A 17,469-nucleotide genomic window follows, 5' to 3' on the forward strand; every position below is an offset into this window, starting at 1 on the left:
GTAAAATAGAAAACACTCATTACACGCCACTATTCCCAGGAATATTTTGTCCCCGGGAAGTCAGGAATCGTTGCCGTGAATCACGCCGCCCCGGACGACGCCGCATCCCGCCGAACCGCCGCGGAGCGGGAGTTCGTGCAGGCGGTCGAGGAATCGATTCGAGATTTCCTCAACCGTCAACGCTTGACCATTCTCGACGTTTCCTACGAAGCACTCCCATTGGTGGACGCAATCGAAGCGCTGTGCCTCGGTGGAAAACGCATGCGGGCGCTCTTGGCGTTCTGGGGTTGGCAGGCCGCTGGCGGTTCGGCAGACTCCCCCGAAATCGTCAAGGCCGGTGCCGCCATCGAGCTCTTTCAGTCGGCGGCCTTGATTCACGACGACATCATCGATCACTCTGACACGCGCCGGGGCCGTCCCGCTCTACATAAGGCCTTCGAATCGATGCATCGAGACGAACATTGGGAGCTGGATCCCGCCCAGTTCGGAACGATGAGTGGAATTATCGCCGGTGATATGTGCCTGTCCTTCTCCGAGGCGAAATTCGCGACGGTGGAGGTCCAGCCCGACGCCGCCCGGCATGCGCGGCGCATTTTCGATCTCATGCGCACCGAGGTGATGGCCGGACAATACCTCGACGGCCTCTCTGAGGTCGTGGGCATCGAAGACCCCGACGACGCTCTGCACCGCGCGTCGACGGTCATTCGCTTCAAATCGGCCAAATATTCGTGTGAGCATCCGTTGACCATCGGTGCGGCGTTGGCGGGTGCCGATCAAGAATTACTGCAGCGTCTCCGGGAATTTGGACTTCCCTTGGGTGAAGCCTTCCAGCTGCGTGACGACGTCCTCGGCGTCTATGGCGAACCCGAAGTCACGGGGAAACCCGCCGGAGATGATCTGAGGGAAGGCAAGCGGACCATTCTGATTGCGCTGGCAGAACGCGGCGCCGAACCGGAGGACGTCGCATTCCTCGAGACCCATCTCGGGGACCCGACGATGGATGAATCCACCGTCAATCGTTTGCGAGACATCATCCGCGCGAGCGGCGCGCTGGACGAGGCAGAGTCCATCATCTCCACGACCGAGCGCCAAGTCAGTGCGGCGCTACGACGCCTGAACGCGGATGACCGGATCACCGAGGCGCTTCGATCCATGGCTTCTCGCGCCTTGCACCGGAGTTCCTAAAACCCACGTGATGCCGCCTCTCACACGACGGCACCACTCGGGTTCCTTACCAGGCCAGTGCTTGGGCGCGGCGTCGGATTTCGGTTTTTCGGCCTTCATGCAACGCGTCGATGGGCCGGCCGGGTAGCGAATCATCTGCGGTAAAGAGCCAGTGAATCGCGGCCTCGTCGTCGAATCCCGAATCCGCGAGGACCGTCAGCGTCCCTCGAAGCGAATCGAGAACCTCGCCGTCGCGCATGAAGAGCGCCGGGACTCTCCGCACTCCATCGTCGTCTCGTACGGACAACAGGTGACGATCGGAGATCAAAGTGTGAACCCGGGTCACTTTAACGTCCAGGCTCTCAGCGATGTCGGGAATGGTGATCCAGTCGCCGACCAGGTCAAATAACTCGCGTGTTTTTTCGTTAGAACTCACGTCTCTAGGCTAAACCACCGGACGGAACGAGCACGCCCAATGTGCCGATCGCCTACAATCGGTTCAATGAAGAGGACTGCACCGGGACCACTGACCGGCCGGACCCTCGAGGGTCGCTACCTCCTCGGAGACATGATCGCCCGAGGAGGCATGGGAGTTGTCTACCGCGGACGGGATACCCGCCTGGATCGTCCGGTGGCCGTCAAAGTCTTGAAGGACTCGGTCGGCTCGACTCCCGAGGCCATGGAGCGATTCGTTCATGAGGCCCGAGCGGCAGCGGCCATCTCAGACCCTCACGTCGTCACGGTGTGGGATCAAGGCATGGACGAGAGCGGTCCAGACCCGGTCGTTTACCTGGTGATGGAGCTGGTGGACGGGGCCACCTTGAGGGACCTCATTAAAAGGCGCTCCCCCATGACCGTGCGAGAGGCCCTGCGGGTCGCCATACCTCTCGCCGAGGGCCTGGCCGCCGCGCATCACATCGGCCTCGTACACCGTGACGTCAAGCCGGAAAATGTACTGACGTCACCGAACGGCTCCGTCAAAGTCACCGATTTCGGCCTGACGCGACGAGTACAGGCGGAGTCGGCTACCTTGAGCCTGGTCGGTTCGGCCAACTACATCGCCCCGGAACTCGTACAACGTCGGCCTGCTGGCAAGCCCGCGGACAACTATTCGGTGGGGATCATGATGTACGAGCTCCTCACCGGGGTTCCTCCATTTCGCGGCGAGACACCCTACGCCGTGTCGATGGCCCACGTTGATGAAGTGATGCCGGACATCCGCCGTCGTTTCCCTGACGTGGACCCCGAAATCGTCGAAATCATCTCGTGGTGCTGCGCCAAGGATCCGGAAAACCGCCCTCAGGATGCCGAAGACCTCCATGGCGAGCTCGTCCACATTTCTCGTCGCCTCACCGACGACGCGTTGGACCGCAGGCCCCCGGGGTACCGAGAAGATTCGGCAGATCTGTTTAGTGGCTTGGAGACCGCGAGCCACACCCGACCCGTGCAACTCCAGGAATTGCGCGCTCCGACCACAGGGTCCAAGGCATCGCGAATTGCAGTCGATACCGATCTTCCGGAAGAGCACGCCATGGCGGACCGTCCCCGGGAGAACGTGGCCGCGGAGCCCATGACCGAAAGCGTCGCCGCGCAGAGACCTCTCGACGCCGCAACGCGGGTGATGCCCACCGGACCCACGCCCGATAGCACCGGCGCTCCACCGCGGCGCGAAGCCGAGGCACACAGCAGTCATCCCGCGGTGCCTACTCATGTCCTCGGCTCCACAGAGCCCTACCGTGCGTGGGTATGGATCCTCATTTTTGTGTTGGCCGCCTGCATGGTTGCTTACCTGGGGTGGCTCGTGGGCGTCAGCATTCTGTCAGATGACCCATCGGTTGTCTCGTACGGCATGCCCACGGGAGTAGCCGCAACCCCGTCGAGCGCGTGACAAGCCCCCGTCTGATCAACTCAACATGAGCCCGTACGCATTCAAGGCGCGGCATCATCGCCCATCTGGACGACGACGCCGCGCCTTGTTCGTTTCTGGAGGCTGAGAGTTACCGCTTGGCGAGGTACTCCGCGACCAGGAAGGCGATCTCGAGGGACTGCATGTGGTTCAGACGCGGATCACACAGGGTCTCGTACCTGTCCGCAAATGCCGCCTCATCGACGGCGTCCGAGCCGCCCAAGCATTCGGCGACGTCGTCACCCGTCATTTCCACGTGGATTCCTCCGGGAATGGTCCCCAACTCGTCGTGGACCTCGAAGAAACCTCGTACCTCGTCGACGACGTCGTTGAAACGGCGGGTCTTGTAGCCGGACGGTACGGAGATGGTATTTCCGTGCATCGGGTCGGTGACCCACACGACCTTCGCACCCGCATCGCGGACGCCTTCGACCAGGGCCGGAAGGTTTTCACGGATCTTCGAGGCGCCCATCCTGGTGATGAATGTCAGGCGCCCCGGGCTACGTTCGGGGTCGAGCTTGTCGATGAGCCGGAGGGTGTCGTCGACGCTGGTCGTCGGGCCGAGCTTGACGCCGATCGGATTATGAACCTTGGACAAGAAGTTCACGTGGGCGTCGTCGAGACCCCGGGTGCGTTCCCCCACCCAGAGGAAGTGCCCGCTGGTGTCGTACGGCAGGTGGGTGCGCGAGTCGATACGAGTCAGCGCCCGTTCGTAATCCAGGAGCAAGGCCTCATGCCCCGCGTAAAACTCGGTCCCGCGAATCGCGTCGAAGTCCGAGCCGCAGGCATCCATGAACCGAATGGCTCGGTCGATTTCCCGGGCCAGGGACTCATACCTGGCGTTGGCTGGGTTAGAAACGAATCCGTTATTCCACTCGTGCACCAAACGCAGGTCGGCAAAACCGCCCGTCGTGAAGGCCCGAATCAGGTTCAGCGTCGAGGCCGACGTGTGGTAACCGCGCAACATACGCTCAGGATCGTGTTGCCGGGCTTCCTCGGTGAAATCGAATCCATTAACCATCTCTCCCCGGAAGGTCGGGAGAGTCACATCGCCCCTCGTTTCGAGGTTCGAGGAACGGGGCTTGGAGAATTGTCCCGCCATGCGCCCCATCTTGACCACAGGCATCGACGCGCCGTAAGTCAGCACCACGGCCATCTGGAGCAACGTCCGAACTCGACCGCTGATCTTGTCAGCGGTGGCGTCCGCGAACGTTTCGGCGCAGTCGCCACCCGTCAAGAAGAACGAACGGCCTTCGGCGACCTCTGCCAATCGCTGTCGCATTTGATCGACTTCACCCGCGAAGACGAGCGGCGGAACAGACTCTAATTCCGAGACCACGCGATCAAATGCGGGGTGCTCCGCCCAGGTCGGTTGCTGATCAGCTGAGAGGCCCCGCCACTCGTCCAGGCCGGGATAGTCCTTGGCCGACGGCGCGGTCGAGGTCCGGAAAAGTGCCTGGTGAGAATTCAACTGATCTGTCATGCGAACCAGTGTACGGAACGCGAGCGATTGCGCCGTGATCCGGCCGAAATTATGTCGATATTCGAGATTGCTTTAGGTCACAGCCCTAAAGCTATCCCCGGTCCGCCTCATGCGCGACAGCGTTCGAGGAGTCTTCCTCCGAGTCTCCCGTCGACGACTTTTCCCCTGAGGAACGCCGTTGCTGCGCGTTCTTGACGGATTCGTCCACGCGAGCACGTGCCTCGTGGAGCTTCTCTTCGACACGATCGAGACCCGGTTGAATGCGTTCTTTGGCATTCTCGACGCTGGCTCTCGCGGACTCGACCGATGCCTGGGTACGTTGCTTCGCCTTGTCGAGCACCTCAGAAACTGCTGCCTTCGCGTCCTGCACCCGTTGCTTCTCCATGGCGGCCTTGACCGTGGCGGCGTAGACATCCACGTACTCTTGGCCCGAGAGCCGCTGTATGGCCTGGATGATCTCATCGGCCACGGTGCGTTGCACGGCGTGTTCCGATGCTCGCCCCGCGTACTGGGAAAAATCCAACGGCTCACCGATGATCGTGCGAACGGTATCGATGCGGCGGCCGTCTTCAGTGGTTCGTCGCGGGAGCTTGTGACCCTTGGGTTGAACCTTCTCGGTATTGATCATCGCGACCGGAATAACCGGTACACCAGATTCCAAGGCCAGCCTCGCTACCCCAACCTTAGCTTTGTACAACCGGCCATCTGGAGACCGCGTGCCTTCCGGGTAGATCCCCAGGAGCTTGCCATCCGCGAGTGTTTGAGCCGCTTGCGACAGCGACTTTGCCGATTTTTTGCCGCCCGAACGGTCCATCGGGATTTGGTTAATGCCTTTGAAGAAGGCGGCGGTGGCCCGGCCGACGATCCCTTGGCCGGTGAAGTACTCGGATTTTGCCAAGAAGTAGACCTGGCGGTCCACGGCGACGGGCAGAAACACGGAGTCGGCGAAGGACAAATGGTTAGAGGCGAGGATCGCTCCTCCCTTGGCGGGGATGTTCTCCAGGCCTTCGACGTCGGGCTTGAACGTCTGGTTCATCACCGGACCCACGACGAAACGCTTGAGGAGCATGTAAAGCACGATCAGTTTTCCCTTCAGACCGATTGCCGCGGTTGGTGACCCCGCCGCGTGATTGTTAAAAGACTATCCGGTCACATCCCGGATTCCCACGTGCACCGATGCAGGACTCGGACTCAGAGTCATGACAGAATGGAATTATGGGCTACATCACAGATCATTGGAGTCGACGCCGTCATGCGGCGCCGGCTGACCGTGAGAGGTCCGTCGATACTTCTGCCGGTTCGTGGGAGGGCGGACCCGACGGCGTCCTCGTACTTCACGGATTTACGGGCTCCCCTCATAGCGTCAGGCCATGGGCGGAATCCTTTGCCGCGGCCGGGCTGGCGGTGGAAATGCCGCTCCTCCCCGGTCATGGAACCACGGTGGATGACATGTCCACGAGGACGTGGCACGAATGGGCCCAAGCCGTTGACGACGCGTACTGGCGGCTCAAGTCGCGCACGGAACGCATCGCGGTTGCTGGGCTGTCCATGGGCGGTGCGTTGGCTCTTCACGTGGCGGCTCGACGCACGGTAGACGCGGTGGTCCTCGTCAATCCGGGGGTCATGGATCCCATGAAGCTCATGCCCGTCGCCCGATGGCTCGCGCCCCTCATCCCCACGGTCAAGGGTGTGGGAGACGATATCGCCCGGCCAGGCGTGACGGAAGGCTCCTACCCGGAGGCGCCATTGAAAGGCGCCGCGCAACTTCACCAGTTGATGAAGGAAGCGCGCAAAGTTCTCCCCGCCGTCACGGCACCCGTTCGGATCTATCGCTCCCTCACCGATCATGTGGTGACCGACGCGAGTCACGAATACCTCGTCGCTCATCTCCGGCCGGAACCGGAATTGATTCGGCTGAGTTCCAGCTATCACGTCGCCACACTGGACTACGACGCACCCACCATTTTTAGCGGCTCCCTCGATTTTCTCGCGAGTCACGGTTTCCGCCTCGCACGCCCGGGGAGCCATCTATTGGACGAAGAGCACGCACTAGAGAGGACCCCATGAAATCGACGTCGGTCGAGCTCCATGAACGCTTCGATGAAAAGACCAATATCTCGGATCTCTTGGAGTCCAAGTTCCCGCACAAGGCGGACGAGCTGCTCTTCAAGGTCCAGCGCGCCGAAGGGGAATGGCAAGACATTACCGCCCGCCAGTTCCACGAACAGGTCGTGGCGGTGGCCAAAGGGCTCATCGCCGCGGGTATTAGCCCCGGTGACCGAGTGGGGATCATGTCGCGGACCCGCTACGAATGGGCCGTCATCGATTTCGGTATCGCCTACGCCGGTGGTGTTTCGGTGCCGGTGTACGAGACGTCGTCGCCGTCGCAGATTGCGTGGATTCTGGGAGACTCGGGTGCTCGCGCCGTCATTGTCGAGTCCCGTCAGCACAGTGCGGCCGTCCGGCGTGCCACCCAACACGCTGACCTTGCTGTGGAAAATGTATGGCAGATCGACGCCGCGGAGTCGGACCAAGCCTCACTGAGCGCTTTGAAGAAACTCGGCGCTTCGGTCGATGACTCTCAGCTGGAAGCCTCCCGCACCTCCCGGCGACTCGACGATGCCGCGACGATCATCTACACCTCCGGCACCACCGGCAAACCCAAGGGTTGCCTCCTGAGCCACGCGAATTTCGTGAAACTGTGCGCCTCGGCGCGCCAAGCCATTCCCGAAGTGGCGAGCTCTCAGAATTCGACCTTGTTGTTCCTTCCTCTCGCCCACGTGTTTGCTCGCTATATCCATGTGTTGTCGATCGACGCCGGCGTCGTGGTCGGTCACTGCCCGGACCTGAAGCATCTGACCGGCGATATCAAGTCCTTCAGCCCCACCTTCCTCCTGGTGGTGCCTCGGGTCTTCGAGAAGATTTATAACGGGGCCAGAGCAACGGCGCACGACGCAAGCCGACTCAAGGGACGAATCTTCGATGCGGCCGAACGCATCGGAGTGAAATGGTCCGAAACCGTCATGTCGGGCCGAAAGCCTTCTCCCCTGCTCGCTGGTCAATACGCCGTGGTCAACCGGCTCGTCTTCGCACAGCTGCGCGAAGCGATGGGCGGACGAGTTTCCTATGCGGTCTCCGGTGGCGGGCCCCTCGGGACGTATTTGGGGCACTTCTTCCATGCCGTGGGCATCAAGATTTTGGAAGGCTATGGCCTCACCGAAACCACGGCTCCCCTCACCGTGGGAACGGTCAAAGATTTTCAGATCGGCACGGTGGGTCCCCCACTACCCGGCACGGATATTCGCATTGCCGACGACGGTGAGGTGCTCTGCCGCGGTGTGGGAGTCATCGATCATTACCACGAGAATTCAGAAGCAGACGCGGATTCCTTCACGGAGGACGGTTGGTTTCGAACGGGCGACCTCGGGGAGTTGACCGATCGGGGCATGCTCAAAATTACCGGTCGCAAGAAAGAGATTCTGGTGACGGCGGGCGGAAAGAATGTGATTCCGGGGTTGGTCGAAGACGAGATTCGGAAGTCTCCCCTGGTGTCGCAGTGTGTCGTGATCGGTGACCAGCGGCCCTTCATTGCCGCACTGATCACGCTGGATGAGGAGACTCTCCCTAAGCAACTCAGCGAGCTGGGCTTGGACTCCACCATGAGCCCTGAAGCCGCCGCCGAGTCCGAGGAGGTTCAGCACGCCGTCCAGGAGCTCATCGACCGCGCCAATGACAACGTCTCCAAGGCCGAGTCGGTGCGAGCGTTCCGCATCATTCCGCAGGACTTCACCGAACAGTCCGGACACCTCACACCGTCCCTGAAGATTCGACGGCCCCAAATCATGAAGGACTACGCGGAGATCATCGACAGTATCTATGCGCAGAAGAAGCCCACGTCCTAAGGGCACGAAACCCACAGGAGGGGCGGGATAATTCCCGCCCCTCCTGTGGGTTAACTGACGAACTCCTCTGAACCGGCGTCAGTTACCAGGGACGTCCAAGCCCAGGAGCGCGTTCTCCACGACCTCCGTCAACGCGGGGTGAATCCAGAATTGTCCGCGAGCCATCTCGTGGGCCGTCAGGCCGAAGCTCATGGCCTGGATCAGTGGCTGGATCAACATGGATGATTCGGTACCGATCAGGTGAGCCCCGAGCAGTTCCCCGGTGTCCTTTCGGGCGACCAGCTTGACGAACCCAACGTGGTCCTCCATGGCCCAGCCGTACGCGACATCTCCAAAGTCCTGGATTTTGACGCTGATCTCAAAGCCCTCGGTTTGAGCCTTTTCCCGAGCCTCAGACTCCGTCAGACCGACGGCCGCGATTTGAGGATTGGTGAAAACAGCATGAGGAACGAATCGCTGATCCGTCGAGCGCAGATCCTCCGGGTGATGAATATTGTGCTGCACCGTGCGCTCTTGGGCATTGGCCAGGTGCTTCAACTGGATCTCCGAGCTGACGTCACCCAAGGCCCAGAGCCCGGGCACCGGTTGTCCTCCGGAAAGCACCCGCTGGTATTCGTCAACGGATAGCACGCCGTTGTCCACGTCCAGCCCAACCGATTCCGCGCCCAGGCTGTCGACGTTCGATACACGTCCCGTCGCGACCAGCACGACGTCGGCGGTTTCCGTGGTCGTCGAATTTCCTTCACGAAGGGTCACGCTTAAAGCGCCGTCGACCTGCTCGATCGCGTCAATGCCGGTGTTCAACCGCACATCCCACTGTTGGCCCGCAACCTCGGCGAACCTCGTGGCGACGTCGGCGTCATGTTCACGCAATACCCGCTCTGACCGATTAGCCTGAATCACCTCTGATCCCAGGCCGGAGAAGATGCCCGCAAATTCTGCGGCAATGAATCCACCGCCCACAATGACGACTCGCTTGGGGAGCTCCTCGATCCGCATGATGGTGTCGGAGGTGTGAACCCCAGGGAGGTCTATCCCTGGGATATTCGGGCGCACCGCACGAGACCCTGCCGCGATGACGACGTGGCGTCCTCGAACCCGCTGTCCCGAGGCAGTCACCAGCGTGTGCGGGTCCTGGAACGTGGCGTACTCGCTATAGAGGTCGACGTTCTCGAGCCCCTCTCGGTATTCCTTGCCGCTCTCGGAAATGGCATCAATACGACCAAAAATCCTGTCACGGATTTCCCGCCAGCGAACCTGCTGACGTTCCATCGTGACGCCCAGCGCGTCGATCTCCAGACCGTGCCGGGCCGTCGTCGCCGGGTAAGCAAACATTTTGGTCGGTATGCAACCGCGGTTCAGGCAGGTGCCTCCGAAGACACCTCCATCGATGATGGCGGCCTTCTTGTCACGCCATTCGTGGTTGATCAGGCTGTTTCCCGAGCCAGACCCCACCACGACCACGTCATACTCGTGGACCTCTTGATTGTCATGATCTGCCATGCTGTCTCCTCATTTCAGAATTCACCATATGCGGGGCACCATGCATTATTCCGGCCTCGCGAGCGTCTACCGCATAAAACATGGCGGGCCACGGCTTCATTCCCGAAGCCATGACCCGCCACGTCGTCATTCCCTCATCACGGAACCGTTAGGAATCGATGGTGATCACGAGGTCTCCGCCGGCCACCTGCCGTACGTCGTTGAAGAGAACGCGACCAACCGTGCCTGAGGTCGTCGCCGTGATGGAAGCCTCCATCTTCATCGCTTCGATGGTCGCAACTTGGTCACCCTCCTTGACCTGGTCCCCTTCCGAGACGGTGATGGTGACGGCGCCCGCGAACGGAGCCGCGACGTGTCCCGGTGTCGAGGGGTCAGCCTTCTCCGCAGCCTGTACCGAGGACTCAACCGACTCATCGCGGACGTCAATGGAACGCTGCTGACCGTTGAGGGTGCACATCACCGTTCGGTAGCCCTTGTCGTTGGGCTCCGAGATGGCCTGCATCGTCGCGAGCAGACGCACTCCCTTGCCCAAGGAAATGACGTGTTCGCGCCCTTCCATCATCCCGTAGAGGTAATCGCGGGTATGCAAGACAGAGACGTCGCCGAATTCGTCGACCGTCGCCTGGAAGTCCTTGGTTGGCCCCGGGAACAACAAGCGGTTCAAGGTGTCTCGTCGAGTCTGCGAATCGCCCTGCAGGTTTTTCTTGTCGTCGTCCGAGATCTCCGTAATCGACGGAGTGGAACGGCGTCCTTCCAACGCCTTGGTCCGGAAAGGCTCCGGCCATCCGGCCGGCGGCGTTCCCAACTCGCCGTTGAGGAAGCTGATCACGGATTCCGGAATATCGAATTTCTGGGGGTTGGCCTCGAACTCCTCGGGATCCACCTTCATGCCCACCAATTGGAGGGCGAGGTCTCCCACGACCTTCGAGGATGGAGTCACTTTGACGATGTTTCCCAACATCCTGTTGGCGGCCGTGTAGGTGTTTTCAATCTCTTCGAAGTGTTCCTCCAGGCCCAAAGCGATCGCCTGTTGGCGCAAGTTCGTCAATTGTCCGCCGGGAATCTCATGCTGATACACCCGGCCCGTGGGAGAAGAGAGCCCCTTCTCGAATGGGGCGTAAATCGCCCGCAAGGACTCCCAGTACGGTTCCAGGGACGACACGGCGTCGAGGTCCAAGCCGGTGTCCCGATCCGTATGTGCCAACGCCGCGACCAGGGCAGATTCGGACGGCTGGCTGGTTGTGCCCGCCATGGATGCCACGGCGACGTCCACGGCATCGACCCCCGCTTCGGAGGCGGCCAAGAGCGTCGCAAGTTGGCCACCGGCCGTGTCGTGCGTGTGCAGGTGGACCGGCACGTCGGCAAACTTTTCCCGCAAGGCCGAGACCAGGCGGCGAGCGGCTTCCGGACGCAGCAGACCCGCCATGTCCTTGATGGCGAGAATATGAGCGCCCGCGTCCACGATCTCCTGCGCCAACCCCAGGTAGTAGTCGAGGGTGTAGACCTTCTCCTCCGGGTCCAGAAGGTTGCCGGTGTAGCACATTGCCACCTCGGCAACCGCGGTTCCCGTCTCACGAACCGCACGAATCGCCGGTTCCATCTGCGAGACATCGTTGAGTGCGTCAAAGATGCGGAAAATGTCGACGCCGGTTTCCGCCGCCTCCTGCACGAAGGCGTCGGTGACCTCGGTCGGGTACGGGGTGTAACCCACCGTGTTTCGCCCACGAAGCAACATCTGGATCGGGATATTGGGCATCGCGGCACGCAACAGACGCAATCGCTCCCAGGGGTCTTCACCCAAGAATCGCAGCGCGACGTCGTAGGTGGCCCCGCCCCACGCCTCGACGGAGAACAGCTCAGGGGTCACGTGGGCGACGGCGGGCGCGGCAGCGAGCAGGTCACGGGTGCGAATCCGGGTAGCGAGCAACGACTGGTGGGCGTCCCGGAAGGTCGTATCCGTCACGGCCAGAGGCTTGTAATCCCGTAGGGCTTTCGCGAATCCCTCCGGTCCCAGCTGCTGAAGCTTCTGACGCCAGCCTTCAGGCGGAACCTGTCCCGGATCGTCAAAGGGACTGCGGAACGGCTCTTCGACCTTGTCCCCGGGGAAACGCGGCAATTTGGTGCGCGGATCAATTCCCTCGATGCGCGGCCCATTCGGCTGATTCACCGTGACGTTGGCCAGGTAGGTCAACGCCTTGGTGCCACGGTCCGAAGAATGCTTCTTCGTCAACAACTCGGGGTGCTCATCAATGAACGGAGTAGAAACATCCCCGGCTTGGAATACCGGGTCTTCCAAGACCGCCAAAATAAAGGGAATATTGGTCGCCACGCCGCGGATGCGGAACTCGGCAAGCGCGCGTTGCGCCCTTTGGACCGCCGTCGTGAAGTCTTTACCCCGGCAGGTGACCTTGCACAGCATGGAGTCGAAGTGCGGCGAGATTTCAGCGCCCGCGTAGACGGTGCCGCCGTCCAATCGGACGCCCGCGCCGCCTGCGGAACGGTACGCGCTGATCTTCCCGACGTCGGGCCGGAACCCGTTCGCTGGGTCCTCGGTGGTGATGCGGCATTGCAACGCGGCACCCCGAACGCGCAGGGTCTCTTGGCTGATGCCGAGCTCTGGGAGGGTCTCGCCAGCGGCAATCCGCATCTGTGCCTGGACCAGGTCGATGTCCGTAATCTCTTCGGTCACGGTGTGCTCGACCTGAATCCGGGGGTTCATTTCGATAAAGACGTGTTCACCGGCTCGTTCACCGGCGGTATCGACCAGGAACTCGACGGTACCCGCGTTGACGTAGCCCAGTTCCTTCGCGAATTTCACGGCATCGCGGTACAGGGCCTGACGAATGTTCTCATCGAGATGCGGGGCGGGCGCAATCTCCACGACCTTCTGGTGACGCCGCTGCAACGAGCAGTCTCGCTCAAATAAGTGGACGACGTTCCCCTCAGCGTCGGCCAGAATTTGCACCTCAATGTGCCGGGGCCGGAGCACGGCCTGCTCCAGGAATACGGTCGGATCGCCAAAGGCAGTTTCGGCTTCACGCATGGCGGCGGACAGCTTATCGGGAAGTTCTTCCCGGGAGTCGACGCGGCGCATTCCTCGACCGCCGCCACCGGCCACAGCTTTGACGAAGATGGGAAAACCGATCTCGTCTGCCTCGGCCAACAATTTCTCTTTGTCGGCAGACGGCTCGGTGGAATCCAGCACGGGGATTCCCGCACGTCGGGCGGCCCTGAGTGCCTCAACCTTATTTCCCGCCAGATCGAGGACGTCCGCGGGAGGACCGATGAAAGTAATTCCGGCTTCTTTTGCGGCCTCCGGCAACCGAGGGTTCTCGGACAGGAATCCGTACCCCGGATAGATGGCGTCGACTCCCGCTTCTTGGGCGACGCGAATTATCTCGTCAACATCCAGGTAAGCACGAACGGGATGCCCTTCTTCGCCAATGGGATACGCCTCATCCGCCTGCTGACGGTGAATTGAATGGCGGTCTTCGAAGGGGAAGACGCCTACGGTTTTGGCGCCTAGCTCATACGCGGATCGGTATGCGCGGATCGCAATTTCGCCACGGTTGGCGACCAGGATCTTGGAGAACATTGATAACCGTTTCCGCCCGCAACTCACGATTTTCGTGGCGTTCCGGGCTTGTCTGGACGATGAGAGCACGGTGCTCGTCGTCTTTCATATCTTACGGACTCTGGTGTGATTCCTAACTTAGGCGACCAATCTGCAACGGCGAAGTCTGTGACCTGGTAGACGTCAATTTTCTACGCGACGTCGCTTCCCGGTGCGTCTTTCCGGCATGTCAAGACTTCGTCGATGGATATGATGGGTGTGAATTTCCCATCTCCAAGCCATCGCGAGGTATGTGTGACGCAGGTTGTCAGTATCAGCTCCCTGAAGGGCGGGGTTGGAAAGACCTCAGTCACCCTGGGATTGGCTTCGGCCGCCGCCGCGCGTGGGCTGAGCACCCTCGTCGTGGATCTCGACCCACACGGTGATGCCAGCACGGGGCTGGCGGTGTCCACTCACACCTCCGCGGGATCCGATGCCGCCACCGTTCTCCGGACCCCCAAACGCCGGTCCGTTGAGGCCGCGTGTGTACCCGCAGGGTGGTCCACCACCCGCGCTTCGGGACGACGCCCGCGTCTGGACGTCGTCGTCGGCTCCTCCGGATCCGTGACCTTCGATCATCTTCCGCCGACGCGAAAAAACCTCAGCCGTTTGCGGACCGCATTGCAGGGAACAACCCGTTACGACCTCGTCCTCATCGATTGCCCACCCACGTTGAACACCCTCACGATGATCGCCTGGGCGGCCTCAGAAAAGGTCCTCGCCGTCGCGGAGCCCAGCCTGTTCTCGGTGGCCGGCACGGAACGCACCATGCGAGCCATCGCCCGTTTCGAATCCGAGAACGAATTCAAGGTTCAGGCCGCCAGCGTCGTCGTCAATAAGGTGCAGTCGGACTCGGCCGAACACCAATACCGCATCGAAGAATTGCAAGGCATGTTCGGCAAACTCGTGGTTTCTCCTACCATCAACGACGCCGCCGTGTGGCAACAGATTCAGGGGTCGGCCTCCCCCGTTCATTCGTGGTCCGGCGATGAATCGGCGGTCGCCATGGCTCAGGCCTTCGACACGATTCTGGGCGGCCTCATTTCGGCCTAAGCAAACCTCTCGCATCGGGGAAACCCGGGTGATGACACGACGACACAGGGCGACCAGTTTTCACTGGTCGCCCTGTGCGTTGAAAGGATATTTTTGCGGCTAGCCCGCAGCGTTGCGACGGGCAGCCCGTCGGGCCGAGAGTTCGTCTCCTGGGAAGTCCTCACCGGACTCTTGTTGCAAGGGGGCACGCATGTCTTCGCCGGGCATGGTCGAGAGGTTATTCTCCAGTTCCCGCCAGACGCGACCAACCGCGATGCCGAAGACGCCTTGACCAGCTTGCACGAGGTCGATGACCTCATCCGGCGAGGTGCATTCGTAAACGCTCGCACCGTCGGACATCAAGGTGATTTCTGCAAGGTCCTCGACGCCGCGAGTCCGCAGGTGCTCGACGGAGGAGCGAATCTGTTGCAGTGAAACACCCGTGTCCAGGAGTCGCTTGACGATCTTGAGGACCAAGACGTCGCGGAATGAGTACAAACGTTGCGTACCGGAACCTTTGGCACCGCGAACCGTTGGTTCCACAAGCTTAGTGCGTGCCCAGTAGTCCAGCTGCCGATACGTGATGCCCGCGGCCTTACACGCCACGGGGCCGCGGTAACCGATGTTTTCGTCGAGCGCCACGAGATCTTCATCGAACAACATGCCCTGACGGCCCTTCGGTGGTGAAGGGACGATGTCTTCCATGCCAGGAAGTTGCATTTCATCGTAGGCCGGCGCGTCGGCCACGCGCAGCTCTTCTGTCCGAGCGATATTCAGGCGATCCCGTCGTGGGTCGTCGTGCGATCCATTCTGGCCCACGAGGGTCCTCCTTCATGATCCGGGGAAGTCATCAGTCGTAGTAGACGCTAAAGCCATCCCCGGGTCGGGTCAAAGACATTTGACCGTGTCCCAGAGGCAAGCTCTGTAGGTGTGAGTGATTCGCACGTGTCCGTGCGAGTGCCCCTTACTCTACCAAGTCTTTTCCACCTGATCCGCGACCAGCGTGGCGTGAAGATTGGTGCACAGCGAAGAAATTTCGCGCGCCGTCTGCGATGCCTTCTCTTGAGACCGCTCGTCGCGCCGACTGGCCATGGGGGCAACCGCTTGAGTCACCAACGCGACCTCGCGGTCGGCCGCGGCGCGGAAAGGGCGCAAATGACGTGGCTGCAACCCATGCGCCGTCAGCCGCGAGCACAGCTCCGTCACCTGAACGGCCAACTCGTCGAATGTTCCATCCGACCCTTCTTCGATCAGGCCGTAATTGATGAGCTCCCGCAGCATGGGCAGGTCCACCGAGGTTTTCCGCGACAGCTCCCGAAGGGTGAACTTTCGTGGTTCTCGTGGCTGGTTTTGAATCTCCGACGCATCGGTCATACGGGTCTCGGTAACGTCGTTCGGAAATCCGTTTTGCTCGAGCTCTTCGACCTTCGCCTTAATGACTTTGAGGGGAAGATACTGGTCCCTTTGCAGAGTCAGCACGTACCGTAGCCTGTCGATGTCCTGGCTCGAGTACTTCCGGTAGCCGGTATTCGTCCGTTGCGGGAACACCAGGCCGCGATCCTCCAGGAAGCGAATCTTGGACGCCGTGAGCTCGGGAAATGATTCTTCCAAGTGACTCAGCACCTGGCCGATGGTCTTATCCTTGGTCTCCGCGGCTTCGGAAGGCTCCCCGGAGGTGTCCGGTTCGTTCGTCGACATCTCCGCAGCGCTCACTGAGCGTCACTCGAGTAGTACACGAAGGCGAACTTTCCGATGCGCACCTCGTCCCCACTCTTCAGGGTCACGTGATCCACCCGATCCCCATTAATGTACGTTCCGTTCAACGAGCCTGCGTCGGTCAGGTCGAAACGGCCTGCGTTGAACTGGAAGACGGCGTGATGCCGCGAGACGGTCACATCGTCGAGAAAAATATCGGCATCCGGGTGCCGGCCCGCGACGATACCTTCGTTGCTCGCGCCGCCCTGGGCCATGCTCGCATCCAGGAGGAAACGGGCGCTGTGTTGAGGGCCCTCTTGGGCGATCAACAGGGCCGATTCCGCGGGAAGGGCCTTAATTGCGGCAATTTCCTCTTCGGCCAGTTTACGTTGCGGCCGCACCCCCGGGCTGGCTGCCGCCAGACCGAAGACGGTGGTATCCGGGCTCGGATCGTGATGATCGGACATATTCTTCCCCTTAAGTAATGTGGGCGCACTCGCGTCGCATCGGCCGGTGAAGGAAGGTTGAGGGGCCTTCCTCATCGATTCCGCAGGGCGTGGTCGGTGCGTCATCGCGCATCCGCGACAAACGACCGCGCGACGGTCCAAACCCTGGACCTGCGCCTGAGACTTAAAGTCTAGCCGGAGGACCTGAAAAGTTCTGCCGGTTCACCCGTGAATTGGTCGGATATTCTCCAACAGCTCAGGCAATTTCGCTTTCGTACCCCTGGGCGTCCAGCAGTCCGCCCAAAGACCCTGCGTCCGAAGGGCGGATTTTGACGAGCCATCCGTCGCCGTAAGGATCAGAGTTCAGAATCTCCGGAGAGTCGGCGAGGGAGTCATTGACTGCCACGATCTCGCCAGTGACGGGCATGTAAAGGTCGGAAACCGACTTTGTGGACTCGACCTCACCAAAAGACTCCCCCGATTCGTGCTGAGAACCCACTTCGGGAAGGTCGACGTAAACAACATCGCCCAGGGCATCCTGCGCGTGGTCGGTAATTCCGACAGTCACCAGACCGTCCCCGTCTGGGCGGGAAATCCACTCGTGTTCGGCGGTGTACGACAGCTCGGCGGGAACGTTGCTCATAAGGCGCCTTTCGAGGAAAAGGTAGTGAGAAATCTATGACAATGGTGCCGGTGCCACGCCTGGCAACACCGGCACCATTATT

The 17,469-nt window shown here is 61.0% G+C and carries 14 protein-coding genes; 5 read left to right on the forward strand and 9 right to left on the reverse strand.

Going from position 1 to position 17,469, the window contains the following annotated elements; all coding sequences use genetic code 11:
- Positions 1 to 75 precede the first annotated feature (75 nt).
- Positions 76 to 1,185, forward strand: coding sequence for a polyprenyl synthetase family protein (locus B9Y51_RS10600; RefSeq protein ID WP_048678843.1), 1,110 nt, complete (start codon positions 76 to 78; stop codon positions 1,183 to 1,185).
- Between the two features lie 46 nt (positions 1,186 to 1,231).
- On the opposite strand, the gene B9Y51_RS10605 is transcribed toward B9Y51_RS10600, so the two are convergent.
- The gene (locus B9Y51_RS10605; RefSeq protein ID WP_048678845.1) at positions 1,232 to 1,600 is read right to left on the reverse strand and encodes an Rv2175c family DNA-binding protein; all 369 of its coding nucleotides are present in this window, start codon (positions 1,598 to 1,600) and stop codon (positions 1,232 to 1,234) included.
- A gap of 66 nt (positions 1,601 to 1,666) precedes the next feature.
- On the opposite strand from B9Y51_RS10605, the gene B9Y51_RS10610 reads away from it, so the two are divergent.
- On the forward strand, positions 1,667 to 3,052 hold the full coding sequence (locus B9Y51_RS10610; protein WP_158088292.1) for a protein kinase domain-containing protein: 1,386 nt from the start codon (positions 1,667 to 1,669) through the stop codon (positions 3,050 to 3,052).
- 109 nt (positions 3,053 to 3,161) lie between these two features.
- On the opposite strand, the gene B9Y51_RS10615 is transcribed toward B9Y51_RS10610, so the two are convergent.
- Together B9Y51_RS10615 and B9Y51_RS10620 are read right to left on the reverse strand one after the other, a co-directional pair.
- A complete protein-coding gene (locus B9Y51_RS10615; protein ID WP_085529628.1) occupies positions 3,162 to 4,553 on the reverse strand; it encodes a class II 3-deoxy-7-phosphoheptulonate synthase in 1,392 nt (463 codons plus the stop codon).
- Positions 4,554 to 4,644: 91 nt separating this feature from the next.
- A complete protein-coding gene (locus B9Y51_RS10620) occupies positions 4,645 to 5,622 on the reverse strand; it encodes a lysophospholipid acyltransferase family protein (RefSeq protein ID WP_321174086.1) in 978 nt (325 codons plus the stop codon).
- A gap of 146 nt (positions 5,623 to 5,768) precedes the next feature.
- Here B9Y51_RS10620 and B9Y51_RS10625 point away from each other — a divergent pair, with 146 nt between their 5' ends.
- Both B9Y51_RS10625 and B9Y51_RS10630 read left to right on the forward strand, forming a co-directional pair.
- The gene (locus B9Y51_RS10625; RefSeq protein WP_085529629.1) at positions 5,769 to 6,620 is read left to right on the forward strand and encodes an alpha/beta hydrolase; all 852 of its coding nucleotides are present in this window, start codon (positions 5,769 to 5,771) and stop codon (positions 6,618 to 6,620) included.
- A complete protein-coding gene (locus B9Y51_RS10630) occupies positions 6,617 to 8,455 on the forward strand; it encodes an AMP-dependent synthetase/ligase (protein WP_085529630.1) in 1,839 nt (612 codons plus the stop codon). The genes B9Y51_RS10625 and B9Y51_RS10630 overlap by 4 nt, the downstream gene beginning before the upstream one ends.
- Positions 8,456 to 8,533: 78 nt before the next feature.
- Here B9Y51_RS10630 and B9Y51_RS10635 read toward each other — a convergent pair whose 3' ends face one another.
- On the reverse strand, positions 8,534 to 9,958 hold the full coding sequence (locus B9Y51_RS10635) for a mycothione reductase (RefSeq protein ID WP_048678857.1): 1,425 nt from the start codon (positions 9,956 to 9,958) through the stop codon (positions 8,534 to 8,536).
- A 148-nt stretch (positions 9,959 to 10,106) separates the two neighbouring features.
- Positions 10,107 to 13,553, reverse strand: coding sequence for a pyruvate carboxylase (locus B9Y51_RS10640; RefSeq protein ID WP_085529631.1), 3,447 nt, complete (start codon positions 13,551 to 13,553; stop codon positions 10,107 to 10,109).
- A 273-nt stretch (positions 13,554 to 13,826) separates the two neighbouring features.
- Here B9Y51_RS10640 and B9Y51_RS10645 point away from each other — a divergent pair, with 273 nt between their 5' ends.
- Positions 13,827 to 14,624 carry a ParA family protein gene (locus B9Y51_RS10645; protein ID WP_425432073.1) on the forward strand — a complete coding sequence of 266 codons (798 nt, stop codon included), beginning with the start codon at positions 13,827 to 13,829 and terminating at the stop codon, positions 14,622 to 14,624.
- Positions 14,625 to 14,723: 99 nt separating this feature from the next.
- Here B9Y51_RS10645 and B9Y51_RS10650 read toward each other — a convergent pair whose 3' ends face one another.
- The 4 genes from B9Y51_RS10650 to gcvH all read right to left on the reverse strand — a co-directional run bounded on the left by B9Y51_RS10650 (position 14,724) and on the right by gcvH (position 17,387).
- Positions 14,724 to 15,323, reverse strand: coding sequence for a MerR family transcriptional regulator (locus B9Y51_RS10650; protein ID WP_048679028.1), 600 nt, complete (start codon positions 15,321 to 15,323; stop codon positions 14,724 to 14,726).
- Positions 15,324 to 15,572: 249 nt separating this feature from the next.
- Positions 15,573 to 16,316 carry a transcriptional regulator FtsR gene (gene ftsR, locus B9Y51_RS10655; RefSeq protein ID WP_053089942.1) on the reverse strand — a complete coding sequence of 248 codons (744 nt, stop codon included), beginning with the start codon at positions 16,314 to 16,316 and terminating at the stop codon, positions 15,573 to 15,575.
- Complete coding sequence (locus tag B9Y51_RS10660) at positions 16,313 to 16,765, reverse strand: FHA domain-containing protein (protein ID WP_048678866.1); 453 nt, start codon at positions 16,763 to 16,765, stop codon at positions 16,313 to 16,315. Before B9Y51_RS10660 ends, ftsR begins: the two co-directional genes overlap by 4 nt.
- A 235-nt stretch (positions 16,766 to 17,000) precedes the next feature.
- A complete protein-coding gene (gcvH, locus tag B9Y51_RS10665) occupies positions 17,001 to 17,387 on the reverse strand; it encodes a glycine cleavage system protein GcvH (protein WP_085529632.1) in 387 nt (128 codons plus the stop codon).
- Positions 17,388 to 17,469: the final 82 nt, after the last annotated feature.

It is taken from the genome of Kocuria massiliensis (assembly GCF_900169715.1).
GTDB lineage: Bacteria > Actinomycetota > Actinomycetes > Actinomycetales > Micrococcaceae > Rothia > Rothia massiliensis.